The sequence below is a fragment of the Poritiphilus flavus genome (assembly GCF_009901585.1).
Lineage (GTDB): Bacteria > Bacteroidota > Bacteroidia > Flavobacteriales > Flavobacteriaceae > Poritiphilus > Poritiphilus flavus.
On record NZ_WXYO01000007.1, the window covers coordinates 117,782 to 144,594 of the forward strand.

Consider the following 26,813-nt stretch of genomic DNA (forward strand, 5'->3'; position numbering starts at 1 on the left):
ATACATTTAGTTATGAAAAGATTTGTGTTTCTATTGCTTTGTTTCCCACTAGTTGTCTTATCGCAAAATAGCAGAAGTATTTCCGGGAAAATCACGGATGGCCGGAACGCCATTGATAATGTTAATGTATCTGTGGTGGATAAGGATGTCAGCACTGCTACAGGGCAGGACGGAGTTTATAAAATAGATGCTGAGATTGGAGATATATTGCAGTATAGTTATACCGGAATGAAGACTCTTCGGATCCGTGTTGAGGACGTTACTCGCATTCTGAACCCGGTAATGACACCTGATGTGGAAGCTCTGGACGAGGTAGTGGTTTTTGGAAGTAATCGCAAATCCCAGAACGAACTGGCCCAGGAATATACGATCAATAAGCGATTGATCCGGACCGCTTATGGTATTTTAGATGCCGATACCGCACCTGGACGGATCCGCTTCTTACACGAGGAAAACATAAACCCTGTGGGTCTTTGTATTCTGGACATGCTCAAGGCGCGCTTTGCAGGTGTACGTGTTGTAGGTGGTTGTATTGGTGCCACAGGCCCTACTCTGGAGCAAAGCAACACCAATCTCACAGGAAATGACGCAGATAATTCAGGAAACGCGATTGGCAGAACACTTGCATCGGAAAGAAACGAGATTGGCGGCCTCGGCAAAGTATTTATAAGAGGTGCAAATTCAATTACAAATCAGCGTTCAGCAATCTTCGATGTTGATGGGATAATTTTTGAAGATGCCCCCATTTGGCTCGATATTAAGAATATAAAAAGACTGGCTATTCTAAACAATTTTGCCACGACCACCATGTATGGCAGTGCCGCGGCCGGGGGTGTTGTGGTAATTAACACACACAACGGCTCTCCCAATATTGGAAAGATCGTAGATCAGGCCCGTTTGAGGAATAATTATGCCAGCGGACCCTTGCTTACACAAGAACAAGTTCGGGCAAACGGTCCTTCTTATTTGCAGGAACTAAGAGGAAGCGCAAGCAGGGATGCGGCTATGGCCGCCTATGACAAATACAGCAAGGCCTATGCCAGTTCTCCTTATTTCCATATGGATGTCGCGGAATACTTCTCAGATAGATGGAATGACCCGGGTGTTGGTGATGCTCTTATAGAAAAGAAAGCCTATCTGTTTGAAAACAACGCGGTTTTATTAAAAGCTCTGGGGTATCAGTATCAGGAAGAAGGGCGTTTTGAAAAGGCCCATGAGATATTCCAGAAAGTGCTCAAATTAAGACCAAATTATGCGCAGTCCTATATGGATGTAGCCAATAGTTACAGGGATTTGGGTAAGAACAAGCAAGCCGCTTCCATCTACACCAGGTACGAATACCTTGTAAACGAAGGAATGATGCCAAGTGATAGCGCAGGCTTTGGTACCATTATTGAAAGGGAATATAACAATCTGCTCATGTTGAATAAAAGTGAGGTGGTACCGGTTACCAATGTTAAATCCCTATATATTGCCCAGGAGGATTTTCAGGGTACCCGTCTGGTCTTTGAATGGAATGACAGCGAGGCAGAGTTCGAATTACAGTTCGTAAATCCCGGGAACCAGTATTTCGTATGGAAACATACGCTGGCAGACACTGATGAGTTGATCATGAAAGAAAAGGATCTGGGATATGCATGCACGGAATACCTGATAGACGAATCCCTACCAGGAGAATGGCAGATAAATATCAAATATTTGGGGAATAAGAGTCTTACCCCAACCTATTTAAAAGCAACTATTTACGACAATTACGGCAAAAGGTCGCAACGCAAGGAAGTCAGGGTTTTTAAACTTACCCTAAAAGGAACGAATCAGGAACTGTTCACCCTGGCGAAGTCAGCGGCAGTAGTATCCAGATAGCACTGCTATCTACCAAAAACGATCTTAATTTATTAACTATGAAAGAGAAAGTATTGGGGCCAGGCCCCCTGACCAAAGTATGTTTCAGTGTATTTTTTGTGCTTTGTTTCCTACAAAGCTATGGTCAACAGCGCATCATCCGGGGGGTAGTTACTGACGGTATAAATCCATTGCCAGATGTAAATATCAGCCTGGTTGGGGAGGAATCCTCTGTGGTTTCTGGCGCCGATGGCACTTATAGCATTAATGCTAACACCGCAGACCTCATACGCTTTAGCAGGCAGGGACTTAAAAAGATGGATATCGTGGTAGAGGATGTGACCAGATATCTCAATATTACCATGGTTCCAGATGTACAGGAACTTGAAGAAGTTACGGTGGTGGGCAGCAATCGAAAATCCCAACAAGACCTGCAACGGGAGTACGCTACCAACAAAAACCTGATCAAAACGGCATACGGCATTCTTAATGCCGATACTGCCCCTGGAAATATTCGGTTCTTATATGAAAACGAGATCAACGACGTAACTATCTGTATCCTGGATCTGGTGCGAAATCAGTTTCCGGGAATGAGAACAGTGGGCAACTGCAGCCAGGGCGGTTCCATATTTATCAGAGGAATAGGATCGGTTCAAAATCCCAGAAGCGCGATCTACGACGTGGATGGTATGATCTTTACAGACACCCCGCTATGGATAATTCCATCAACCATCCATCGCATTGCAGTACTGGGCAGTCTTAACCTGACCACGACTTACGGTAGCCTGGGTGCCGGAGGTGTTATAGTTATAAATACCAAAGTTGCCGGAACACAAAAGGATCCCGATACCGGTAAGCCTTATGATTTTGCAAAACTTCGCAATAACGTTTATCAAAACGATGCGGTAACCTCTGAATCACTTGCCAAGGACAGGCCGGCATATATTAAGGAACTTCAGGAAGCAAAGAGCCTGGAAGAAGCAAAATCGGCCTATCAACGCATGGAAATGGTTTATGGGAATTCTTTCCACTTTGCACTGGACGCCTATACCTTTTTTGTAGACAAGTGGGACGATTTCGACTATGCGGACCAGATCATTTCGGAAAACACCCAGCTTTTTGAGAGCAATCCTTTGGCGCTAAAAGCCCTGGCTTACAGTTATGAAAGTCAGGAGAGGTATGAAAAAGCCAATGAGACCTATAAAGAGGTCTTCGTTCTGAGACCAAATTACGCCCAGTCTTACCGGGACCTCGCTCAAAGCAGCCTTAATCTGAATGACCCACGTAGGGCGGCTGGACTTCATGCCAGATATTATCATTTGATCACACGTGGATTCATCAGAGCGAGAGATAGTGGATTTACCAAGATCATCGACAGGGAATTTCAGAATGTTTTGTTGAGAAACGGCAAAGAACTGGACCAAAAAAACTCTAATATTAAAAAGATGTCTGCTGAAGCCTTTAAAGGTGTTCGACTAGTGTTCGAATGGAATGACAGTGAGGCGGAGTTTGAACTGGAATTGGTCAACCCTGAAAATCATTATTACTTATGGAAGCATTCTCTGGCCGGAAGTCCTGAACGCATCATGGATGAAAAGCTCAAAGGGTATTCCTGTCAGGAGTACCTGATAGATGATTCCATGAGGGGAATTTGGAAAGTTAACGTGAAGTATCTCGGGAACAAGAGTCTAACACCTACCTACCTTAAGGCTACCATTTATCAAAACTATAATACAAGGGATCAGTCTAAGGAGACCAAGGTATTCAAGCTGCGTATTAAGAATCTTAAACAACAGTTATTTACCTTATCTAATGCGGGCACGAAAATTACTTATTAGCAAACTGTGTGTTCAGCTAATTCTGTTATTAATGACCCTGCCTCTGGCAGCGCAAAAAGACTACAAGGGCTTTTTATATGACACCGCTTCCGGCGAACCTATTCCCTATGCCAATATTGGTGTTTTGAATAGGGGAGTGGGGACTGTAAGTGATGAAGCCGGATTATTCCATCTGCCATTGGATCCAAGTGAATATGCAGCTTCAGACACCCTGCAAATCTCATCCCTGGGATATCGCACGATAAAAAAAGCGGTATCCGACCTGGTCTTCCAATACAATGAGTATCCCAAAATAGCTATGGTACCCGTGGCGGTTGAACTACAGGAAGTGGTCTTAACCAACAGGGTATTGTATGAATTCGAGGATATCATAGGCTACAAAAATGTAGGTGAAAAGATGTTCGGATATTGGAAGGACGACATAGCTCTTGGGGGTGAGCTTGCTACCAAAATTAAGATACGTAAAGAACCGCACCGGCTAGACGAACTCACTTTCGAAATCTGGGATAATCGATCGGACAGCGTATTGATCCGGGTGAATTTCTACAAACCGGACGGGGAAAGGGGTTTCCCAAAGACCAATATTAACGGCTCAGGGAAGAACATATATCATTTGATTAAAGGTAAAAGTAGCGTGGCGTTGATAGACCTCAGACCCTACAAATTGTTTGTAGAAGGCCCATTTATACTAAGCCTGGAGCTGATTAAGGTCTACGGCAATAAACCCATTAGCCTGGTTTTACCAGCCTCTGCCCAGGGGAAGTATACGCATTCCTATAAAAAATATGCCAGCCAGGACGAATGGAAGCTACTTGAGAACACCGCAATGGCATATACCCTGAAATGCACGCGCTATTCAGAAAAGGAAAAGCGCAGAACCAGAATAGGGAAAGTTCAAAATGAAAGAAGAAAGGAAAAGCAGATTAGCGGGATGGTCTTTTTTGCGAATAAACCCTTGGAGGGAGTACTTGTTACTAACCTTGAAACCAGCACTACGGTAACTACTAATGCTCAGGGAAGGTTTAGTATTTCAGGCAAAAAAGGAGACAAGATCTCTTTTGAATCCTCCGGAAAACAAAAACTGTTTATAGAGCTGGATAAAACGTTTACGATCAATATTCAGATGGAGCGCGACCTCGGAAGCAACTAAACTTGCAAAACACCCATATTAAAGGGTTTTTCAATCGGTGCCTGATTGGCCGCTTCAATGCCCATAGAGATCCATTTCCTGGTTTCCAGGGGATCGATTACGGCGTCGGTCCACAAGCGGGCGGCCGCATAGTATGGGGATATTTGAGAGTCGTATCGCTTTTTGATCTTGTCGAATAGCTCCTTTTCTTTCTCCGAAGTGATTTCCTCTCCTTTTTTCTTCAAAGAGGCGGTTTCTATCTGCAGCAACACTTTGGCAGCCGAGTTACCGCTCATCACAGCCAGTTCCGCGCTGGGCCAGGCAACTATCAACCGCGGATCATAAGCTTTGCCACACATCGCATAATTACCGGCGCCATAACTGTTGCCAACCACCACCGTAAATTTGGGAACTACTGAATTGCTAACGGCGTTAACCATTTTAGCCCCGTCCTTAATTATTCCACCGTGTTCACTTTTACTACCAACCATGAATCCGGTAACGTCCTGCAAAAAGACCAGGGGAATTTTCTTCTGATTACAATTGGCGATAAACCTTGTGGCCTTGTCCGCGGAGTCGGAATAAATAACCCCTCCAAATCGCATTTCTCCTTTCTTGGTTTTTACCACTTTACGCTGATTAGCCACAATACCGACAGCCCATCCGTCAATGCGGGCATATCCCGTCAATATTGTTTTTCCATAGCCCTCTTTGTACTGGTCAAACTCAGAATTATCCACCAGTCTTTTGATGATCTCCAGCATATCGTACTGTTCTGTCCTCAAATGCGGAAGTATCCCATAGATATCTTCCGGATTTTCCGAAGGTTTCTTAGCTTCACTGCGATTGAAACCGGCTATATCAGGACTACCCAGTTTGTCTATCAGTCCTTTTATGGTATCCAGTGCATGTTGGTCGTCTTTGGCTTTATAATCGGTAACCCCGCTAATTTCGCAATGAGTTGTCGCTCCCCCAAGGGTCTCATTATCCACATCTTCGCCTATGGCAGCCTTTACCAGATAACTTCCGGCCAAAAATATGCTGCCGGTTTTATCTACGATCAATGCCTCGTCACTCATAATGGGTAAATAGGCCCCTCCGGCCACACAGCTTCCCATAACTGCAGCAATCTGAGGGATACCCATACTACTCATTACGGCGTTATTTCTGAATATCCTTCCAAAGTGTTCCTTATCCGGGAAAATTTCGTCCTGCATAGGCAGATATACCCCGGCACTGTCTACGAGGTAAATGATCGGAAGCCTGTTTTTCATAGCGATCTCCTGCGCCCGCAGGTTTTTCTTCCCGGTTATGGGGAACCAGGCGCCGGCTTTTACCGTAGCGTCATTAGCCACGATCATGCAAAGTCTTCCGGAGACGTACCCCATTTTTACCACCACCCCGCCTGAGGGGCACCCTCCGTGCTCGGCATACATACCATCTCCGGCAAAAGCTCCGATCTCGATAGATTTTTTTGGGTCGTCCAGCAGGTAATCAATACGGTCACGGGCGGTCATTTTACCGCTGGCGATATGTTTTTCTATACGCGACTTTCCACCTCCCAATTTTACCTGGGCCAGCTTCTTTTTAAGATCGGAAAGTTGCAATTTGTTGTGGTCTTCGTTTTTGTTGAAGGTAATATCCATCGCTATGAGGCAGTTTCTTTTGTGATGATAAATATAAGGAGTAATATTGACTAACATTAACAAATTTGAAGCAACAAAAAAATGAGTGAATTAGTACGTTGGGGAATAGCCGGATTAGGAAATATTGCGTCAAAATTCGCCGAGGACCTGGAGTTGGTAAAGGGGGGTGAACTGGCCGGTGTAGCCTCAAGAAGTCTGGAAAAGGCCGAAGAATTCGGGAAGAAATTCAATGCATCTCACTGCTTTGGTAGTTATGAGGAGATGTTTAAGTCGGATAAGGTGGACGCCATTTATATCGCTACTCCTCATACTTCGCATGAAGCCCTTGCCGTACAGGCGATGGAACACGGTAAGCACGTTTTATGCGAAAAACCTTTTGGCATCAATTCAGCTGAAGTTCAGGCCATGATCGCTGCCTCTGAACGAAATAATGTCTTTCTGATGGAAGCCATGTGGAGCAGATTTAATCCCAGCATACGCAAAGTGAAAGCCCTGGTAGACTCAGGGGATCTTGGCGCAATACGTTACCTGCATGCGGATTTTGCATTTTACGCCCTAAACAAGGCAGAAGATGGAAGACTGTTGAATCCCGAACTGGCTGGGGGTTCTTTGCTGGATATCGGGATTTACCCCATCTTTCTGGCCTACCTGATGCTTGGAAGGCCCAAAAGCATACAAGCTGTCTCTCAGTTTTACCACACAGGTGTAGAGATCCAGACTTCCATGATATTTGATTATGAGAAAGCTCAGGCGCTCCTATTTAGCGGACTAAATTCTAAATCCGAAATGAAGGCGGAAATTTCCTGTGAGCAGGGATCAGTCTTTATTCATCCTAGATGGCACGAAACCCAAGGTTTTAGTGTAGAACAAGGCGAAGAAATGAAACATTTCGATCTGCCCACCTTAGGCCGGGGATACAGCCACGAAATCGAAGAGGTGCACTCCTGTCTGGCAAAGGGAGCAACTCAAAGTAGTTTATGGTCACATCAGAACAGCATTGATCTTATGCAACTACTGGATACGGTAAGGCAAAAGTCCGGTATCCGCTTTCCCGCTGAGTCTTAAAGTTTAGATAACATAGGTTTGAATTCTTCCAAAATTTACGATATTTGAGATTCAACCAAACTAAACCAATAAATATGGGAATGAACAAGAATACCGTTCTGGCCTGGGCTACATTCATTATGATCAGTGTTGGATGCGCTCTGATTGCACTTGGGGCCTTCCGCTATGATGATGTAGCGGGTTGGGGTTTCGCCGCAGTAGGGATAGGTTTTTTTGCGATTGCCTGGGTTTTTAACGCCTTAAAAGGACGAGTATAGTATTTAATTCGTTCAGAATTTCACACTTTTATCGAATTTCTCAAGTCAATGTCACCTAAATTTTTAGGCTATTGACGAACTGGAACAACTAACAATTCAACTACCAATGTCGGACGACAAGAAAGTTATTTTCTCCATGTCCGGGGTTAGCAAAACTTACAAAAATGCAAACACCCCGGTATTAAAGAACATCTATCTCAGCTTCTTCTACGGAGCCAAAATAGGAATCCTTGGCCTCAACGGATCAGGTAAATCGACCTTGCTGAGGATCATTGCAGGGCAAGACAAGAATCATCAGGGAGATGTTGTTTTCTCTCCCGGATACGAAGTAGGATACCTGGAACAAGAACCAGTTCTCGACGATTCCAAGACGGTTTTGGAAGTAGTAAAGGAAGGGGTTGCGGAGACCGTGGCAGTCCTGGACGAGTACAATAGTATTAACGATCAGTTTGCATTGCCGGAAGTCTATGAGGATGCGGATAAAATGCAGAAACTCATGGACAGGCAGGCACAATTGCAAGATCAGATCGATGCCTCTAATGCCTGGGAACTCGACACCAAACTGGAGATCGCTATGGATGCCCTTAGAACTCCGGAGGCTGATAAAAAGATCAGCGTTTTGTCCGGAGGTGAGCGCAGGAGGGTAGCGCTTTGCAGGCTACTGCTTCGGGAACCGGAGATACTGCTGCTGGATGAGCCCACTAACCACCTGGATGCCGAGTCCGTCCACTGGCTGGAGCACCATTTGGCTCAATACAAAGGAACTGTCATTGCCGTTACCCACGACCGTTACTTCCTGGATAATGTAGCTGGATGGATACTGGAACTGGACAGGGGAGAGGGCATACCCTGGAAAGGAAATTACAGCAGTTGGCTCGATCAGAAAGCTAAACGTCTGGCACAGGAAAGCAAACAGGCCTCCAAAAGACAAAAGACCCTGGAACGCGAGTTGGAATGGGTAAGGCAGGGTGCCAAAGGAAGGCAGACCAAACAAAAGGCCAGACTAAAGAACTACGACAAATTATTAAGCCAGGATCAGAAACAACTGGAGGAAAAACTTGAGATCTATATCCCGAACGGACCCCGTTTGGGGACGAATGTTATAGAGGCTCAGGATGTGAGCAAGGCCTATGACGATAAATTGCTTTACGAGTCCTTGAATTTCAAACTTCCCCAGGCGGGGATCGTGGGAGTAATTGGACCCAATGGTGCCGGTAAAACCACCATTTTCAGAATGATAATGGGAGAGGAAAACCCGGATAAAGGTGCTTTTGTGGTCGGAGATACCACCAAAGTTGCCTACGTAGATCAGAGTCATTCCAATATTGATCCGGATAAGACAATCTGGGAAAATTTTAGCGACAGTCAGGAATTGATCATGATGGGAGGGAGGCAAGTGAACTCCAGGGCTTATCTGAGCCGCTTTAACTTTTCCGGAAGTGAACAAAATAAAAAGGTTAGCATGCTTTCCGGAGGGGAGCGCAACCGCTTACATTTGGCGATGACCTTAAAGGAAGAGGGGAATGTGCTATTGTTGGATGAACCTACCAACGATCTTGATGTTAATACCTTAAGGGCTTTGGAAGAAGGCCTGGAAAATTTTGCCGGTTGTGCGGTAGTCATTTCGCACGATCGCTGGTTCCTGGATCGTATCTGTACCCACATCTTAGCTTTTGAAGGAGATTCCCAGGTATATTTCTTTGAAGGTTCCTTCTCTGATTACGAGGAGAACAAGAAGAAAAGACTGGGTGCGGATATTATGCCTCAACGTATTAAGTATAAAAAACTTATTAGGTAGTCTAAAACAAAACTCCCGATATGATCGGGAGTTTTTGTTTATAGTCCAAATATCAAGACCTATTGCTTCAACGGCTGATTCAGGGTTTCCTGGATCTGACTTTCAATTTTGGCCTTGTCCCCAACCACAATAAGGGTCATCTTATCCGGCTGAATATACTTCTTGGTCATCTCACTTACCATTCTTGGGGTAACCGCATGCATATTCTTGACCTTGTTTTCGAGGAATTCATCAGGAAGGTCATGAGTATCAAGGAATATAAGTTGCCTTATGATCCCATTAGGGGTAGAATTTTGCAGCACATAAATCCCGGACTCGTAGTTGATAATACCATCCATTTCTTCCTGGGAAGGGGGTTCGTTCTGTAATTTCTCTATTTCTTTCTTTATTTCCGCCAGAGACGCTCCTGTATGTTCTGTGGTCACATCGGCCATCTCATACCAGATCCCTGTTTTGTAATTCTCCGCCAATACACTTCGGGGAGAATAGGTATATCCTTTGTCTTCACGGATGTTACTGGTGATCCGGGAGGCGAAAGAACCGCCCAGTATGGAATTAGTCACATCCAGTGCAATGAAATCCTCATGGGAAGGATCGGCCACAGGCATGCCGTAGTAAATGGTAGATTGCGGAGCTCCCGGTCTGTCTATGATCTTCACCTTATTGGCGGTTACCGGTTGAGCGACCTCGTAATCTGAAGGACTTCCTTCACGCCAATCGCCTAACGTTCTTTCCACGGTGTTCCTTACCTCCGTGGCATTAAAATTGCCTGCAACGTAGATGGTTGTTCTAAGTGCACCGAAATTTGTTTCGTAGAAATCTTTGATATCCTCTACCGAATAAGAATCTATTTGCTCTTCGGAGGGGTAAACGCGTCCATATGGATGGTCCGGATAGATTTCAGCGTAAAAATCCCGGAAGGCCTGAGATCTGGGCCTGGACAGCCGAACGGAAAGGTCCCGCTTCATATCGCTCTTTAAGCGCTCAAGTTCTTCTGCGGGCCACTTGGGATTTTTTAGTACGTCGGCCATAAGCTCTATAGCCTTAGGGGCAAACTCATAAAGTACGGAGCTGCTGATAGAAGAATTGTGAACACCAACGGCAATGTTTAGATTGCCACCCATTCCTGCCATTTCATCAGCTATTTGCTTAGCGGATTTTGTAGTACTTCCTTCCTCAAGGAGGTCAGCTAACAGATCCGCCAGCCAAACCTGGTCTTCTGTTTCATTGATATTGCCTGTTTTGATATTGATTCGGATAGACGCTTTTGGGATGGACCCATAGGGCACCATTATAAGCTTTAGGCCGTTGTCAAAACTGATTATCTCTTTTTCGGGAAGGTTGAAATTTTTGGGTGTTCCGCCCTCCGGTGGGGTTTCTTTTTCCTGTGCCGTCAAAGGAAATGCCATAAGGCCGACAGCTATAAGGGATATGATTACTTTTTTCATGGGTTTAACTCGTTTTTTCATTATCAGCCAGTAATGGATTTACGACCAGAATGGTCCTGTTGCTTTTACGCAGGTATTCTTCAATGGTTCTTTTAACCACCTCCGGGGTGATCTTCTTAAACTCTTCCTCAAGACTATTAATTCTGGCGGGATCATCGTCAAAAAGGGCAAAGCTACAGAGTAAATCAGCCCTCCCCAGACCAAAGGTGCCCCCTATATCGTCGTACAATTGTGAACGGATCTTCACAATTGCGCGGTCTATCATTTCCTGAGAGAGGGTATTGTCCAGATCTGCCATAACCTCGTCTATGGCTGTAAGGATATCTTCCTTGCTGGTCTCCTTGTCGTGGGTGAGGTCGTACATCCACAGCATGGGGCCTTTGTAATTGAACATATTGCCCAGGTAATTGATACCACCGCTTACGTCAGAAGTGAATCCTTTCTCATTTTCCAGTTTTTGAGCCAGTAAACTATTATCTCCCTGAACGAGTATCTGATCCAGGAGACCCATAGCGTAGTATTCCGGGGTATTGCGTTCTGGCATCTGATAAGCAAGTGCTATGGCTGGCTTATTCGCCAGGGAATCGTTCTTTACAAATTCCTTTTCTTCTTCCTGTCTGGGTTCGGAGATGTCTGGTTGTTCAGGAAGTTCGGCGGCCGGAATGTCTCCGAAATACTTTTCTATCCAGGCTTTGGTTTCTTCCATATCAAAGTCGCCAACAACGGAAAGCGCAGCGTTGTTCGGCGAGTAGTAGGTATCAAAGAAACTGGCAACATCCTCCAGGTTGGCCGCATCCAGATCTTTAAGGTCTCCGTAAAAGTTGTGGGCATTGTACCAGTTTGTATTCGCATACTGTGGCATATCCAACCAGGGGAAACCACCGTAGGGCTGGTTCAGAACATTTACTTTCACCTCGTTTTTTACTACTCCCTGCTGATTGGTCAGGTTTTCCTGGCTTATATCAAGGCCTCGCATACGGTCTGCCTCTGCCCATAACATGGTTTCCAGTTTGTGTGAGGGTACAATCTCAAAATAGTTGGTGAAATCAAAGCGGGTTGAACCATTTAAAACCCCACCATTTTGTTGAACCAGCTTTACGAATTCCATTTTTCCGAGGTTCTTGGAACCCTGAAACATCATATGTTCAAACAAATGTGCAAACCCGGTACGGTCTTTAGGCTCAATTCTGAACCCGATGTTATAATAAACGGCCACTATGGCGGTTGGAGAGGTGGCATCCTGGGAAAGGATCACCCGAAGACCGTTATCGAGTTTGTAATATTCCACGGGAACTTTAAACTCAGAGGTCTCCTTTTCTGTACTCTTGTCTTCTATGCATCCTACCAAAAACATGGTGATCATGCCAAGCGACAAGAGCTTTAGCGGTAATTTCATTCTTGAATTTTTAAGTTAATTAATACAATTGTCAGTTCAATATACTATAAAACTATAGGACTGTTTTCGCTGATGATTGTTACAATTTTGTGAAAATTAATAATCCTCCCCGGGATACCAATCCAATTGAATCACTTCGATCTCCTGGTTACCCTGGTTTACCAGCTTTTTAAACTTCTTTACATCACTTACTTCCGGTCTCCCCCTGTAATGGTAAGGATAGACCTGTTTTGGTTTGAAATCCAGGACTGCGTCTGCAGCTTTTTCCACAGTCATGGTATAGGGTAGGTTCATACACACAAAAGCTTTGTCAATATCCCGAAGCGATCTCATTTCGGGAATATCCTCAGTATCCCCGGAAAAGTAGATCCTTTCTCCATTGAGATCCAATACATATCCATTTCCCCGGCCTTTAGAATGGAATTTCAAGGCTTCCTCCCTGAGGTTATACATTGGTATGGCCTCAACTGTAATTCCGTAGCGTTCCTTGCTGTCTCCATTGTTGAGAACATCGATCTGCGGAGTAAATTCTTCGGGAATCTTATCCGCAACTGCCTGGGGCACCATGATCTTGGCCTTCTCAGTATTGAGTTCTGTAAGGGTTTCTACATTTAAATGGTCTCCATGTATATCGGTGATGAGTATAAGATCTGGCTGCTTTTGCCCCTTAAAGGCCACAGCTCCGCCTACGGGATCTATATATATGATGGTTTCACCCCATTCCAAAACCGCGGTGGCGTGTTCAATTGGGATAATTTTCAGGGAGGCAGTGGGTTTTTGGGTTTCGTCAGGCTCTCCGCCCTGAGCTAATGCTTGCTTATCCTGCCCGGAGTCAGGCCTTTCCTTACAACCCAGTAGTGCTAAACAGCAGCTTATCAGAATAAAAACAAAATTTTTCACAGCTCACAGGTATTATGGGTTCAAACATCAACAATCCCCCTAAAATATAGGGCTACAACCACTTACAAGTTACGACAGGAATTCTATTTCACCTCGTCTTATCGATTTTTTTTGCATAAAAAAGTCTAAACCAAATTATAGACCGTATATAGACTGATACAAACAAATACTTTAGCTAAAATTAGAGGTTAATTAATTTTTAAACTATGACTGAAACAAAAAGTAACAACGGATTGAAGGTAATAGCAGGTTTGCTGGGTGTGGTATTGTTAGGTACCATTATCTACACTGTTAGTCTCTATCAGGATAAGAAAAAGACCACTACTGCGTTGATGCAAGAGAAGGATTTGGTGGTAGAAGACCTTAATAGTCTTAAGTCTGAGTACGACAAAGCTATTTTGGAGAGCAATGCCACTAATGAGGAATTGGTTGCAGCAAGAGACAATATCGCAAAGTATATCGATTCTGTAAAATCTATGAAAGCTGATTTGAGCACGCTTAGACGATACAGAAATCAGGTAGCTGTACTTAAGAAGGAAAGAGAGCAATTACTTGCCCAGGTTGATTCACTGCAAAGATCGAATACTTTGATCGCTATGGAGCGTGACAGTACTTTTGTAGAGCTGGAAAAGCAAACTGTTTTCAACGACTCTCTTGTAGTACAGAACACCCAGTTGGCTGATGCGGTTGAGCGTGGTTCTGCCCTTAACCTGTCTAACTTCACAGTTGATGCAGTAAAAGAAAGAGGTAGCGGTAAACTGGTATCTACTTCCAGAGCCAAAGCTACTGATAAGTTCAAGATCTGCTTTACGGTTGCGGACAATGTGATCGCCGAGGCTGGGGATAGAGAGTTCTTGCTTGAAGTTCTTGATCCTCAAGGAAATATCCTTGGTGGTGGTGCCTCTAAGTCCAATGAAGAAGGAGCATCTGTTAGCTACAGTAAAGGAACTAACTTCTACTATGAGAATAAGAACCTGGACGTTTGTGATTACATCAATAAACCAGCAGGTGATTTCCAAAAAGGAAACTACATGGTGAACGTTTATGACGACAAGCTTAAGCTTTTGGGAACTTCCAAGTTCACTTTAAAATAGTAAACACTACCCATTTTAAAAAGGGGACAGTCCTGATGGTCTGTCCCTTTTTTTATGCTTAATTTTTCGGGATGATAATCACTTTAGGCCTCCGACCATATCTTCGGGTTTAACCCACTGGTCGTATTCCTCGGGCGTAACATAGCCCAGATTGATCGCTTCTTCCCGTAAAGTAGTTCCATTTTTGTGAGCCGTATTGGCGATTTCCGCCGCCTTGTAATAACCAATTTTGGTATTTAGGGCGGTTACCAGCATTAAGGAGTTGTTTAGCAGCTTTTCGATCACTTCGTGATTCGGCTCAATCCCGGAAGCGCAATTAACATCAAAACTAACACAGGCATCACCCAGAAGGTTCGCGGACTGCAGTATGTTTGCTGCCATAAGTGGTTTGAACACATTCAATTCATAATGACCCTGAGTGCCTCCTATGGTAATGGCCACGTCATTGCCCATAACCTGGGCACAAACCATGGTAAGGGCCTCGCATTGGGTTGGGTTTACCTTGCCAGGCATGATAGAGCTACCGGGCTCATTAGCCGGAATAATGATCTCGCCTATCCCGGAACGCGGGCCGGAGGCCATCATCCGGATATCGTTTGCGATCTTATTCAGGGATACCGCCAACTGTTTAAGGGCGCCGTGACTTTCCACCAGGGCATCGTGGGCGGCCAGGGCTTCAAATTTGTTTTCCGCGGAAACAAAAGGTAGCCCTGTAAAGTCTGCTATATATTTAGCTACCAGCTCCGCATAGCCTTTTGGGGTATTTAATCCGGTCCCTACTGCCGTGCCACCAAGTGCGAGCTCACCCAGGTGCGACATGGTGTTCTCCAGTGCCTTCAGCCCATGATCCAGCTGGGAGACGTATCCTGAAAATTCCTGACCCAGGGTTAGGGGAGTGGCGTCCATTAGGTGCGTCCTTCCGATTTTCACCACCTCACAGAACTCATTTACCTTATTTTGAAGTGTATCCCTAAGCTGACGAACACCAGGAATGGTAACTTCAACTATCTTTTTATAGGCGGCGATGTGCATTCCTGTTGGGAAAGTATCATTAGAAGACTGCGATTTGTTCACATCGTCATTGGGTTGAATGGTCTTGTCTCCTTCACCAATGGTTTTTCCGGCTATCTCATGCGCCCTGTTCGCGATCACTTCGTTTACATTCATATTACTCTGAGTGCCTGATCCGGTTTGCCAGATGACCAGTGGAAACTGATGATCGTGCTTCCCGTCAAGGATCTCATCGCAGACTTGGGCGATAAGGTCTCTTTTTTCCGTAGTCAACACGCCTAGTTCCTCGTTGGCATAGGCAGCTGCCTTTTTAAGGTAGGCAAATCCGTAAACGACCTCAAGTGGCATGCTGGCCTCCGGGCCGATTTTAAAATTGTTGCGCGAACGTTCTGTCTGAGCGCCCCAGTATTTATCCGCGGGCACCTTTACTTCGCCCATGGTATCTTTTTCTATTCGGTATTCCATTATTAGTTACATTTATACTAACAAATTTACGAGATTTAGAAGGACCTGACCAGTCTCTGCCACGCCTATTTGGTTGAATTTGTCCTTCGCAATAAATTTATCAAAATTCCTTTGACGCTATGAGTTCACAGCCCGGATCCTGTATTGTTTTTGTTTTGCTCCTCGCTGTTTTTTCGTGTACTTCAAAAACCGAAGATGTAGATGTCACTCCCAAAGGACCATTTTTTGGGGTAATCCCTAAAGATTACCCACAATTGCTGGCCCCGGAATTGCTGGCTTCACCCCTGGAAGAGTTTAACGGCACTTTCAATCCAGAAGGAACCGAATTTTACTACACTACTGTGGTACAGGAGAATTTCTCCAAAGGCTTGATCAGCTTTACTAAACTCAGGGAAGACCAAAGCTGGACAGCTCCGGCTGTTGCACATTTTTCCGGAGAGGCAGACGATTACGATCCGTTGTTCAACCCAGATGGTTCCAGGCTGTACTTTAGTTCCAGAAGACCGGCTAAGGATACCCTGTCTCCATACAAAAGCAATATTTGGTTCATCGAAAGGGAGGGTGAAGGTTGGAGTGCTCCAGTGGTATTGCCTTTTACGAAGAATGACGATTATTACAGCTCGTTAACCCGTGATGGGATTATTTATTTCAATGTCTGGTCTACCGGGAATCTTTTCAAGGCAATACCTGATGGAAAGCATTTTGAGGTTAAGGAACTGGATAGCACCATTAACCGGCCTTATGACCAGGGCGATCCTTTTGTATCCCCTGACGAGGACTATCTCATTTTCCGAGGCTATGGCAATGATGCCCTTGGACGGGGGGATCTCTATATCAGCTTTAATATAGACGGAAACTGGACGCTTCCGGAAAACCTTGGAGAGCCTATTAACTCCAGAGCTCATGAAATGTGCCCCTACGTAAGTTCAGACGGCAGTATCTTTATTTTTGCCAGCGGGCGGCTTACCAAAGCATATAATACAAGCCCGTTGACCGAACTGTCCGGGATCCAGGAAAAATTCAGGACTGGAGATAATGGAGAGCTCAACCTGTACTATATGAGTACAGACTTCATAGAACGGCTAAGGCAGAAGCATCTGGATGCGAAATAGCACTTTTTTTGATTAAGGCTTGCAGTTTTTGGCATTTTCAGATTATCTTTGCTTAACAAATTAAAAACGCATGTTTGATTTCGACCAGTATCTTGGATTTTTAGCATTCCTCACCATCCTGACCATAGGATTTTGGCTAATGATGTTCTTATTACTATTTGTAGTACCTTACTGGTTAGGGGGAAACCTCATGGAAATGTGGAAAGAAAGACGTGAAGCCCGCAGGGTAAAGCGCAACGCATAAAAGGAAAGCCGAAAGGCTTTTTTTTATTGCCAAAAATTTGGATTCCGCTTAGGATCCGGGGAAGTCTAGGACTCAGACTTTTTCTTTTTCTTCTTCTTCTTTTTCTTCTTCTCTTTTTTCACTTTCGTATAGCCTTTCTCCTGTAGCTCTACCAGGGCGTTGTACTTGTCTTCCGGAAGGCCTGCTTTTAATTCAGCCATCTGATTTTTTCGGATCTTTTCCATGCCCTCCCTCATTTTATCCGGTTCCAGGTCCAGAATACGAAGTTCTATGGTTTGCTGAATGTACTTAGTTAGTATGGAGGCCACTACGGCCTGTTCAAAGTCATTCAATTCCAAAGCCTCATTGATCTTTGGCATTTCGTTGGCCACGATCTCTTCAGCAGTTAAGGGTTCCGCTTTTCTTTCAGGAGTTGCCGTTTGCGGGATGGCAGACCGCCCTCTCCTCCCGAAATTATTGTTTCCGTATCCGTATTGGGCTTCGGCGATTGGAATAAACAGCAGGGCAAAAAGGATTGACAGGAAATAATTCTTACTCGTACACATCTTATATCAACTTACATGGATTCAGTATAAATTTAAAGCAAATCTTTTATCTTTTCAACTGGCCTTCCGATTACCGCTTTATTGCCTTTTACGACGATCGGCCTTTCTATCAGCTTTGGGTAATCCACCATTGCTTTTATCAGTGCTTTATCGGATAGATCTTTCCCTTTGAACTCTGATTTCCAAATAGGCTCATTTTTACGGATCAGTTCCTCAGGGCTTATATCCAGGTAAGACAACAACTCCTCCAGTTGCTTTTCGTTAAAGGGATCCTTGAGGTAAAGTACGGTTTCAAAATCTTCACCTGAGGATTCAAGTAAAGCCAAACCTTCCCGGGATTTAGCGCACCTTGGATTATGGTAAATTTTTATCATGGTTGTTTATGTTGTAAAACTGTGAAATTGTGAAATTGTAAAGTTGTAAAGTTGTAAAGTTGTAAAACTGTAAAACTGTAAAATTGTACAACTGTTCACTGATTACTGTTTACTGATTACTGCCCACTGCCCACTGCTCACTGATTTCATCCTCCGTAGCTTTAGCGAAGGAGGACTGCAACTAGTCCCCCTTCTGTCCCATAAGCATGAGATATGCCTTTAGGAAGGGATCTATCTGGCCATCCATCACCGCGTCTACATTACCGGTCTCTTCTCCCGTACGTACATCTTTTACCAGTTTATAGGGATGCATGACGTAATTTCGGATCTGCGAACCCCATTCAATCTTCATTTTAGCGGATTCTATCTCATTCCGGGCTTCCTGCTTTTTGCGCAGTTCAATCTCATAGAGTTGCGACTTAAGCATCTTAAGCGCCGTAGCTCTGTTATCGTGCTGCGAACGCGAATCTGAGCATGAGATCTGAATGCCGGTAGGTTTATGGACCAGCTGGACCTTGGTCTCTACTTTATTCACATTTTGGCCACCAGCACCACTGGATCGAGCTGTTGTAATTTCAATATCCGCCGGATTTACTTCTATTTCTATACTGTCATCTACCAGGGGATAAACGTAGACCGAAGCGAAAGAGGTGTGTCTTTTCGCATTACTGTCAAAAGGTGAAATCCGTACAAGGCGGTGTACACCGTTCTCTCCCTTTAACCAGCCGAAAGCGAATTCTCCTTCTATTTCCAGGGTAACGGTCTTAATCCCAGCTACATCGCCCTCCTGCAGGTTAAGCTGCTTCACCTTATAGCCGTTCTTTTCGCTCCACATAAGGTACATGCGCATAAGCATTTCCGCCCAGTCGCAACTTTCCGTACCTCCTGCACCTGCAGTGATTTGCAAAACTGCAGTCATTTCGTCCCCCTCTTCAGAAAGCATATTCCTGAATTCCAGACTTTCAATGGCCTCGAGGGCCATTGAGTGCTGCGCCTGTACTTCCGCTTCTTCTACTTCACCTTCCTTGTGAAACTCAATTAGCACCTCCAGGTCTCCCACCAGGGCAGAGGCCTTTTCAAAATCCGTAACCCATTTTTTCTGGGATTGAATCAGGCGCATTTGGGCCTGTGCTTCTTGAGGATTGTCCCAAAAGTCAGGGGCTAAGGTCTTTTCTTCCTCGTTTTCAATTTCAATAAGCTTGGCATCTATGTCAAAGATACCTCCTCAGCGCACCCAGGCGCTCAATAAGATCTTTTTGCTGATCCGTAGTAACCATTCAACTTAATTTTGGGCAAAAATACAATTCTTTTTCAGGAGGGAATAGTAAGATCCTATTAATGTCTCACTGTTGCTGTGCAGATACCTCAACACTGTATTTTGTTTCATTGGCACCTTCAGAATAAACCACACCCTTTAAAGGGGAGCAGTCTCTATAATCCTTTCCGTGAGACACCTTGATATAGTTGGAATTAACGAGGAGATTGTTGGTAGGGTCAAATCCAATCCATCCGGCGGAAGGCATAAAGGCTTCGGCCCAGGCATGCATTTGTGAGTCTCCAAAATAGCCGTTTCCCTGGTGCAAATATCCGGATACATACCTGACCGGAACACCGTTTTGCCTGGCAAGGGCACAGAACAGGTGGGTAAAATCCTGGCAGACCCCTTTTCGATTACGGATCACTTCATCCAATTCGGTATTGACATCAGTTACCCCTGTTTCAAAATTAAGGAATTTGAAGGTCCACTCGTTGAGTTGCTGAAGGTTTTCAAATAGTGAAATACTCTGATCCAATTGGAAGCCCGGCAGATGGGCCTCAGGAAGACGGGTAAACCTCGTGGTTTTGAGAAAAGGCTCAAAATCCACCTGAAAATCCAGGGTCTTAATATATTGATATTCTTCTTCCACAGCCGGAAAGGCATCAAAATCAAAGGGGTTGATATCCTTTTTTATCAGCTTAAAACTGGCTTCAAAGGAAATCTTACCAAACTTTTTTGTAGCATGAAGGCGAATGGTCCTGAATCCAAATCCATTAATGGAATAGCTTTTCTCCAAACCCAGGGAGTTCCGGAAATCCACACTGAGCAATTGCTGGGTGGAATTTTGCTCCGGAACGATGAGAAATTGCCAGTGGGCCTCATCCACGGAGTTCTGGTAATCATTTTCAGCCTTATAGTTTATGGAATAATCCAGAGCCATTTTCAAAAGTACAGGGGCCTAAGATATAAAATGCGGCAATTAGTAGTTAAAAAATTCGCGTTGCATTTTTTTACTGATCTCTCCCAGGTTGTCCAGAATATCCGAAATGAATGCCTGAATGTCGTTCTCAATTTCCTCAATGTACTTGTATTGGAATTCCGCTCTCACCCGGCCCACCAGAAAGGCAGTGGAAGTTCTGTTATACCTGTAATCAGGATCAAGGACTTTAATGTTATTGTAAACCTGATTCAAACAGTTCATGACAGATCTCGGGCAATTGGGGTTAAGAATTAAAAATTCAAGGGTAGAGATGCTGGTAGGGGTCTTTTTGTAAAAACGCCGCATCATATCATAAGACTCCGCGCATTTGAGCAGTGTAGACCACTCATAACTGTTGCTGAACTTGTCACCATAACTCCCCTGAGCCTTAAGGGCGTCGTGATATTTAGCATTGATTATTCTGATGATCTGAGTGGCTCTTTCAATATTTACGCCCAGCATGATAATGGCATAAACCTCATTGTGCAGCAGGGTCCCACGGATCTTACCCCGAAGAATGGCGGTCATTTCGGTCACATGAGTCGTGAAGTCGTGAAGCCCGTTTTTAACAAAGGCCTCTGCGGAATAGCTGGATACGAAATGATAAAATTTGTTTATCGCCTCGTACAATTCGGTAGATATCAGATCTCTGGCACTGTTGGCATTCTCCCTGGCATTTTTTACGTTGTTAAGTATGGATGAAGGGTACTTAGTGTCGAATCCAATGCGGAACAAAACCTCTTCTTCCTTAAGTTTTTGTTCAGCATCGCTCTCCGGTTCACCTGCCATAAACATAATGGATTTCAGTACAAATTGCCTGGACTGTGATATCTGATTGGGAGCATCCAAAGAGGAAAAGTAGTTGACATTAAGATAGCGTGCCATATGTTCTGAACGTTCGATATATCGACCCATCCAAAAAAGGTTATCGGCAACTCTTGAAAGCATATATTATTGATTTTTAAGTACCCAGGTATCTTTGGAACCACCCCCTTGCGAGGAGTTCACGATAAGATTACCTTTTTGCAATGCCACCCTTGTAAGTCCTCCCTTCAGCACAAATTCTTTGTCTTTTCCGAGGATTGTAAAAGTCCTGAGATCCACGTGCCGCTGCTCAAATGAATGGTTTTCATCGATATAGGTAGGGTGTACGGAGAGCGACATTATTGGCTGGGCGACGTATTTACGCGGATCCTCCTTTACCTGTTTCTTTCGTTCGTTAATTTCTTTTTTAGTAAGCTTGTTACCTATGGAAATACCATAACCTCCGGCCTCGTCTACTGGCTTGATTACCAGTTTATCTACATTTTCCAGCACGTATTTAAGTTCCTGAGGTCTGCTGCAATGATAGGTGTAAACATTACTTAATATGGGATCTTCCCCCAGGTAGTATTTGATAATTTCCGGCATATAGGTATAAACGGCCTTGTCATCAGCTACCCCGGTGCCCGGGGCGTTCGCCAGGGTTACATTTCCTTTTTTATAGGCGGCAAAAAGACCGGGAACCCCAAGTGTGGAATCCTCCCTGAACTCCAGAGGATCCAGAAAGAGATCGTCTATACGCCTGTAAATGATATCGACCCTCTGAGGACCTTTTATGGTTTTCATGTATACGAAGTCGTTCTCCACAAAGAGGTCGCGACCCTCCACCAATTCCACGCCCATAGTCTTGGCCAGGTAAGAATGCTCATAAAACGCGGAATTGTACATGCCCGGTGTGATCACTATGCAGTTGGGCTGGTCTACCCCGTGTGGTTTGACAGTCTCCAGCAGGTCTAGAAGGTTTTCTGCATAGTCAGTAACGGTGTGGGTTTGGTAGTGGTTAAAAACACCGAAAAGCGCCCTTTTCAGTGCGGTCCGGTTACAGATGACATAGCTTACTCCCGAGGGACAGCGAATATTATCCTCCAGCACATACCAGTTGCCATCGTTGTGTTTAATGATATCGGTGCCAGAAATGTGGTTGTATATTCCTCCGGGAGGGTCTATACCCAGCATTTGATGTAAATAGTTGGCAGAAGAACTGATGAGTTCCAGGGGCACCACTCCCTGTTTTATGATCTTTTTTTCATGATACAGGTCTGAAAGGAACAAATTAAGGGCTCTGCTTCTCTGAATTACTCCGGATTCAATAGTCTCCCATTCCTGGGAATCAATAATTCTGGGAAAGAGATCAAAAGGGAAAATTTTCTCCTGGGTCTCTTTCTTTCCGTATACCTGGAAAGTTATGCCCTGGTTAAAGAAGGAGGATTTGGCCTTGTTATTAAGTTGGATGTAGTCTTCAATGGAGTGTTCTCCATAAAGATTAAACAGCTTTTGATAAATTGCTTTTACCTGCCCTTCCTGATCAAAGATCTCATCGTGCAGCAATGGATTTCTTTGATAGGAAGAAAAGATCTGACTTTCAATATTTGGCACTACAAATTCTTTGCAATAAGATAAAGGTTTTTGTTGTGAATTTTGATTAGATATTCTCAATAATCAAGGCATAATTTGGCATTTCATCTAAAAATTATACGGAATTAATATTGAATTCACTATCGCTTCGCGCACCCCATAACCCCCATGCCGGTTTTCAAATGATTTTGTCTAAATTTAAGGCTTAAACCAGCACTAATGGCAAAGCGATATATTCAATTTTTTATGCTTTTCCCCCTTTATTTACTCCAGGGGCAATTTTCCGAAACAAGTAAGGATTACCAAAAATTCCAGGGCTTTTTTGATTTCTATTACGACTCGGCCAAGGACAAGATCTACCTGGAAGTTCCGGAGCTGGAAAAGGAGTTTCTCTATGTTTACTCCCTGAGTAGCGGTATTGGAAGTAATGATATAGGATTGGATAGAGGACAGCTTGGAAATGAGCAAGTTGTATATTTTAAAAAAGCTGGAAATAAACTATTGCTCGTACAGCCAAATCTCCGGTTCCGGGCGTTGACAGAAAACGAATTAGAACGCAGATCCGTAGAGCAGGCATTCGCTAAATCCGTGCTTTTTGGTTTTGAGATTATCGATGACAAGCAGGGGAAATACGTTATAGATATTTCAGGATTTCTAATGCAGGATGCCCATGGGGTCTCCAGGAGGCTAAAAGCGGCAGAGCAGGGTACATACAGCCTGGATACCTCCAGGAGCGCTATGGCTATGGAACGTACCAAAGCCTTTCCTAAAAACGTGGAATTCGATCTTACCCTCACCTTTAAAGGCGAGCCCAAAGGGCAGTATATTCAATCCGTAAGCCCGAACCCGCAGCTGGTGACCGTTGCGCAACATCATTCCTTTATTGAGCTTCCTGATAAGGGTTACGAAAAACGCGTTTTCGACCCCAGAAGCGGCTCTTATCCCTTTTCGTATTACGACTATAGCACACCAGTTCAGGAACCAATAGTCAAACGCTTTATCACCAGGCACCGTCTTGAGAAAAAGGACCCTTCGGCCGCTGTTAGCGAGGCTGTGGAACCCATTATTTATTATTTGGACAACGGAACTCCGGAACCCGTCAGATCCGCACTGCTCGACGGAGGAAGATGGTGGAATCAGGCCTTCGAAGCCATTGGGTATAAAGACGCATTTCAGCTCAAAATACTTCCGGACGACGCCGATCCGCTGGATGTACGCTACAATGTGATCCAGTGGGTACACCGCTCTACAAGAGGCTGGAGTTATGGTACCAGTATAACAGATCCCAGGACTGGTGAGATCATCAAAGGACATGTGAGTTTGGGTAGTTTAAGGATAAGACAGGATTTTATGATCGCTCAGGCGTTAATGAACCGTCCTTTTGCCCAAAACGATGACAATTATGACCCTATGCTGGATCTGGCCCTGGCACGCATACGTCAGCTCTCAGCCCATGAAATAGGTCATACCCTTGGGTTTTCTCACAATTTTGCCGCAAGTACCAATGGGAGGGCATCGGTGATGGATTACCCACATCCTCAATTTTCGATCAAAGATGGGCAGATAGACTTCTCCAATGCCTACGATACCGGAATAGGGGAGTGGGATAAAGTAAGCGTAGCCTATTCCTACACTGATTTTCCCGAAGGAACTGACGAGAAGAAAGCGCTGAACAGCATACTAAACAAGGCCTATACGGATGATCTGCGCTACATTTCGGACCAGGATGCCAGACCTGTAGGTGGGGCACATGCTTACGCACATCTTTGGGATAATGGTAAGGACGCGGTGGCGGAGTTGGAAGATGTGCTTGAGATAAGAGCCAAGGCAATAGCTGATTTTTCACTTGACAATATCAGGCAGGATGAACCGCTGACGGTTTTGGAGGATGTATTTGTTCCGCTGTTCTTCTTCCACAGATATCAGACTGAAGCAGCGGTAAAGCTCATTGGCGGGCTGGATTACAATTACACCGTCAAAGGGGATGGTCAGCTTTCCGTGGCAACTGTAGATGTAAAAAGCCAAAGAAAGGCGCTTGAAAGTGTATTGAAAACTTTGGAACCCTCGGTGCTCGCCATTCCAAAAGCGAAATTGGAACTGTTTCCACCAAGGGCCATGGGCTATTGGCGATCACGGGAATCCTTTAAGGGGAAGACCAGTGTTTCTTTTGATGCGCTTTCTGCATCGGAAACAGCCGCCGACATGACCTTGGGGTTACTGCTCAACCCGCAGCGGGCTTCCAGAATTATCCAACAAAAAGCTCTTGATCCTGGCAACCTGGGATTAAAGGAGGTACTTGAAACTTTGGTAAACCAATCCTTCAAAAAACAGCCCAAAGACCCCTATTTGAAAGAGGTGGGGCAAGGAACTAACTACCGGATACTGTTCCATATCATGAACCTTGCGGCGCACAAGGAGGTACATCCCCAGGTCAATGCCCTGGCTTATGAGGCTTTGAGAAACATCAACCAGATACTTGGTACCGGGCAGGCTGATGCCAATAAGCGGGAAATGGCCCGAAGAATACAGGAATTCACCAAGCGTCCGGAAGAATTTGAGGTGATCCCATCCCCGCAGATCCCTGACGGATCCCCGATCGGGATGTATTGTGCCCATCAATAATAGTGCTTCTGAATAGTATGGAGATCAACCTGATAAGTGATACGGTAACACGGCCTACACCAGACATGCTAAAGGCGATGATGCAGGCCAAAGTAGGCGATGATGTCTTTAAATCAGACCCTTCGGTAAACCTTTTGGAACAAAGGGCAGCAGAAATGTTTGGTCGTGAGGCGGCCTTGTATTTTCCCAGTGGCACCATGACCAACCAAACCGCCATTAAAATACATACCAAGCCCGGAGACCAACTGATCTGCGATAAATATGCCCATGTCTACAATTACGAAGGAGGGGGTGTAAGTTTCAACAGCGGGGTTTCCTGCAAGCTGATAGACGGTCATCGGGGCATGATGACTGCCGCCCAGGTAGAGGCAGGGATCAACCCACCTGATTTTTACCACAGCCCGTTAACCAGTCTGGTATGTATTGAGAATACCACAAACAAAGGGGGAGGGGCCTGTTGGGATTTTGAGGAATTAAAGCGGATCCGGCAGCTATGTGATACCCGTAGCCTGGCCTACCATCTGGACGGGGCCCGCATCTGGAACGCGCTGGTAGAGGGAAGTCAGACTGCCAGTGACTACGGAAGCCTTTTTGATACTATCAGCGTTTGCCTTAGTAAAGGCCTGGGATGTCCGGTAGGTTCTGTTTTAATTGGTGATAAGCAACATATCGATAAAGCGATACGGATAAGAAAGATCCTGGGAGGTGGTATGAGGCAGGCCGGATTTATGGCTGCTGCCGGCATCTATGCTCTGGAACATCATATTGAAAGGCTTTCGGAAGATCATGAAAAAGCCCGGGAGATCGGAAGGCTACTTGAGGGCCTGGTTTGGGTAAAAAAAGTGGAGCCCGTTGAAACCAACATCATTATTTTTGAGATCGACGAGAGTCATATCGCGGAGGCGGAATTTCTGGAAAAGCTTGCCGAAAAAGGGGTGTTGATCATAGGAATGGGACAGGGCAAACTGCGAATTGTTACCCATTTGGATTATACGGATCAGATGCACAAAGCCTTCCTAAAGATCCTCAATGAAATTTGATTCTTCCAGATCCACCAGGGACAAGATGCGGTTCTTGAGATTTTTTATGCCGTTCTCCATGCCCGCTTCGGAACCATAACGTTGGCTTTCACCTATTACCTTACCGCTAATATCCTTAAGATTAAAGAGGAATTTACCACTGTGATCCGTCTTTCGCTCAAAAACGCCATGACGCTCAAGCAATGGGTTTAGGCCTTTAACAGTTTCCACGATCTCTGCCTTACTGCCAAAAGTGACACTGTTTAGCAAAGTGCTTCCCTCACTGCTTTTCAGGAAGAAACGATAACTATTGGCCCCTTCTTTAGTGATCTGGATCATAGGTTCATCTTTCCTTAAAAATATTAAAAATCCAC

At 44.8% G+C, this 26,813-nt stretch carries 23 protein-coding genes; 11 read left to right on the forward strand and 12 right to left on the reverse strand.

Translation table 11 applies throughout. The annotated features are described in order from the left end of the window. The first annotated feature begins 12 nt into the window (after positions 1 to 12). Genes GTQ38_RS15660 through GTQ38_RS15670 form a run of 3 tightly spaced genes read left to right on the forward strand, consistent with a single transcriptional unit; the run spans position 13 to position 4,830 of the window. Positions 13 to 1,863 (forward strand): carboxypeptidase-like regulatory domain-containing protein, encoded by a 1,851-nt coding sequence (locus tag GTQ38_RS15660; RefSeq protein ID WP_161436498.1) that lies wholly within the window; start codon positions 13 to 15, stop codon positions 1,861 to 1,863. A gap of 38 nt (positions 1,864 to 1,901) precedes the next feature. Then, on the forward strand, positions 1,902 to 3,680 hold the full coding sequence (locus tag GTQ38_RS15665; RefSeq protein ID WP_161436499.1) for a tetratricopeptide repeat protein: 1,779 nt from the start codon (positions 1,902 to 1,904) through the stop codon (positions 3,678 to 3,680). A gap of 31 nt (positions 3,681 to 3,711) precedes the next feature. Then, on the forward strand, positions 3,712 to 4,830 hold the full coding sequence (locus tag GTQ38_RS15670; RefSeq protein WP_161436500.1) for a carboxypeptidase-like regulatory domain-containing protein: 1,119 nt from the start codon (positions 3,712 to 3,714) through the stop codon (positions 4,828 to 4,830). Here GTQ38_RS15670 and GTQ38_RS15675 read toward each other — a convergent pair. Next, a complete protein-coding gene (locus tag GTQ38_RS15675; RefSeq protein WP_161436501.1) occupies positions 4,827 to 6,455 on the reverse strand; it encodes an acyl-CoA carboxylase subunit beta in 1,629 nt (542 codons plus the stop codon). The genes GTQ38_RS15670 and GTQ38_RS15675 overlap by 4 nt on opposite strands. Positions 6,456 to 6,536: 81 nt before the next feature. Between GTQ38_RS15675 and GTQ38_RS15680 the strand changes: the two genes are divergently transcribed. The 3 genes from GTQ38_RS15680 to ettA all read left to right on the forward strand — a co-directional run bounded on the left by GTQ38_RS15680 (position 6,537) and on the right by ettA (position 9,575). Further along, positions 6,537 to 7,520 carry a Gfo/Idh/MocA family protein gene (locus tag GTQ38_RS15680; RefSeq protein WP_161436502.1) on the forward strand — a complete coding sequence of 328 codons (984 nt, stop codon included), beginning with the start codon at positions 6,537 to 6,539 and terminating at the stop codon, positions 7,518 to 7,520. 74 nt (positions 7,521 to 7,594) lie between these two features. After that, positions 7,595 to 7,777 (forward strand): CAL67264 family membrane protein, encoded by a 183-nt coding sequence (locus GTQ38_RS15685; RefSeq protein WP_161436503.1) that lies wholly within the window; start codon positions 7,595 to 7,597, stop codon positions 7,775 to 7,777. Positions 7,778 to 7,883: 106 nt separating this feature from the next. Next, the gene (ettA, locus tag GTQ38_RS15690; protein WP_161436504.1) at positions 7,884 to 9,575 is read left to right on the forward strand and encodes an energy-dependent translational throttle protein EttA; all 1,692 of its coding nucleotides are present in this window, start codon (positions 7,884 to 7,886) and stop codon (positions 9,573 to 9,575) included. A gap of 59 nt (positions 9,576 to 9,634) precedes the next feature. Here the strand turns inward: ettA and GTQ38_RS15695 are convergent, their stop codons facing one another. From GTQ38_RS15695 to GTQ38_RS15705, 3 genes are all read right to left on the reverse strand, one after another. Beyond that, positions 9,635 to 11,023, reverse strand: coding sequence for a M16 family metallopeptidase (locus tag GTQ38_RS15695; protein ID WP_161436505.1), 1,389 nt, complete (start codon positions 11,021 to 11,023; stop codon positions 9,635 to 9,637). Positions 11,024 to 11,027: 4 nt separating this feature from the next. Then, positions 11,028 to 12,419 (reverse strand): M16 family metallopeptidase, encoded by a 1,392-nt coding sequence (locus tag GTQ38_RS15700; RefSeq protein ID WP_161436506.1) that lies wholly within the window; start codon positions 12,417 to 12,419, stop codon positions 11,028 to 11,030. A 96-nt stretch (positions 12,420 to 12,515) separates the two neighbouring features. Beyond that, a complete protein-coding gene (locus tag GTQ38_RS15705) occupies positions 12,516 to 13,319 on the reverse strand; it encodes an MBL fold metallo-hydrolase (RefSeq protein ID WP_161436507.1) in 804 nt (267 codons plus the stop codon). 206 nt (positions 13,320 to 13,525) lie between these two features. Here GTQ38_RS15705 and GTQ38_RS15710 point away from each other — a divergent pair, with 206 nt between their 5' ends. Further along, positions 13,526 to 14,413, forward strand: coding sequence for a hypothetical protein (locus GTQ38_RS15710; protein ID WP_161436508.1), 888 nt, complete (start codon positions 13,526 to 13,528; stop codon positions 14,411 to 14,413). 78 nt (positions 14,414 to 14,491) lie between these two features. Here the strand turns inward: GTQ38_RS15710 and fumC are convergent, their stop codons facing one another. Then, complete coding sequence (gene fumC, locus GTQ38_RS15715; RefSeq protein WP_161436509.1) at positions 14,492 to 15,889, reverse strand: class II fumarate hydratase; 1,398 nt, start codon at positions 15,887 to 15,889, stop codon at positions 14,492 to 14,494. A 119-nt stretch (positions 15,890 to 16,008) separates the two neighbouring features. On the opposite strand from fumC, the gene GTQ38_RS15720 reads away from it, so the two are divergent. Together GTQ38_RS15720 and GTQ38_RS21025 are read left to right on the forward strand one after the other, a co-directional pair. After that, positions 16,009 to 17,001, forward strand: a complete 993-nt coding sequence (locus GTQ38_RS15720; protein WP_161436510.1) for a PD40 domain-containing protein — start codon at positions 16,009 to 16,011, stop codon at positions 16,999 to 17,001. Positions 17,002 to 17,071: 70 nt separating this feature from the next. After that, positions 17,072 to 17,245: a hypothetical protein gene (locus tag GTQ38_RS21025; protein WP_238857973.1), complete on the forward strand. Its 174-nt coding sequence runs from the start codon at positions 17,072 to 17,074 to the stop codon at positions 17,243 to 17,245. A 65-nt stretch (positions 17,246 to 17,310) separates the two neighbouring features. Here GTQ38_RS21025 and GTQ38_RS15725 read toward each other — a convergent pair whose 3' ends face one another. From GTQ38_RS15725 to GTQ38_RS15750, 6 genes are all read right to left on the reverse strand, one after another. Further along, the gene (locus tag GTQ38_RS15725) at positions 17,311 to 17,790 is read right to left on the reverse strand and encodes a hypothetical protein (protein WP_161436511.1); all 480 of its coding nucleotides are present in this window, start codon (positions 17,788 to 17,790) and stop codon (positions 17,311 to 17,313) included. A gap of 32 nt (positions 17,791 to 17,822) precedes the next feature. Next, positions 17,823 to 18,164 (reverse strand): arsenate reductase (glutaredoxin), encoded by a 342-nt coding sequence (gene arsC / locus GTQ38_RS15730; protein WP_161436512.1) that lies wholly within the window; start codon positions 18,162 to 18,164, stop codon positions 17,823 to 17,825. A 181-nt stretch (positions 18,165 to 18,345) separates the two neighbouring features. Beyond that, a protein-coding gene (gene prfB, locus GTQ38_RS15735; protein ID WP_161436513.1) for a peptide chain release factor 2 occupies positions 18,346 to 19,441 on the reverse strand; the annotation gives its coding sequence in 2 pieces (ribosomal slippage) (positions 18,346 to 19,377 and positions 19,379 to 19,441; 1,095 coding nt in all). A gap of 66 nt (positions 19,442 to 19,507) precedes the next feature. After that, positions 19,508 to 20,362, reverse strand: a complete 855-nt coding sequence (locus GTQ38_RS15740) for a transglutaminase-like domain-containing protein (protein WP_161436514.1) — start codon at positions 20,360 to 20,362, stop codon at positions 19,508 to 19,510. A gap of 39 nt (positions 20,363 to 20,401) precedes the next feature. Next, positions 20,402 to 21,349 (reverse strand): alpha-E domain-containing protein, encoded by a 948-nt coding sequence (locus tag GTQ38_RS15745; protein WP_161436515.1) that lies wholly within the window; start codon positions 21,347 to 21,349, stop codon positions 20,402 to 20,404. A 3-nt stretch (positions 21,350 to 21,352) separates the two neighbouring features. After that, positions 21,353 to 22,819, reverse strand: coding sequence for a circularly permuted type 2 ATP-grasp protein (locus tag GTQ38_RS15750; RefSeq protein ID WP_161436516.1), 1,467 nt, complete (start codon positions 22,817 to 22,819; stop codon positions 21,353 to 21,355). Between the two features lie 198 nt (positions 22,820 to 23,017). On the opposite strand from GTQ38_RS15750, the gene GTQ38_RS15755 reads away from it, so the two are divergent. Together GTQ38_RS15755 and GTQ38_RS15760 are read left to right on the forward strand one after the other, a co-directional pair. Beyond that, positions 23,018 to 25,420 (forward strand): zinc-dependent metalloprotease, encoded by a 2,403-nt coding sequence (locus GTQ38_RS15755; protein ID WP_161436517.1) that lies wholly within the window; start codon positions 23,018 to 23,020, stop codon positions 25,418 to 25,420. A 17-nt stretch (positions 25,421 to 25,437) separates the two neighbouring features. Next, positions 25,438 to 26,460 carry a threonine aldolase family protein gene (locus GTQ38_RS15760; protein WP_161436518.1) on the forward strand — a complete coding sequence of 341 codons (1,023 nt, stop codon included), beginning with the start codon at positions 25,438 to 25,440 and terminating at the stop codon, positions 26,458 to 26,460. Here the strand turns inward: GTQ38_RS15760 and GTQ38_RS15765 are convergent. Next, on the reverse strand, positions 26,437 to 26,778 hold the full coding sequence (locus tag GTQ38_RS15765; RefSeq protein ID WP_161436519.1) for a YegP family protein: 342 nt from the start codon (positions 26,776 to 26,778) through the stop codon (positions 26,437 to 26,439). The genes GTQ38_RS15760 and GTQ38_RS15765 overlap by 24 nt on opposite strands. Between the last annotated feature and the right edge of the window lie 35 nt (positions 26,779 to 26,813).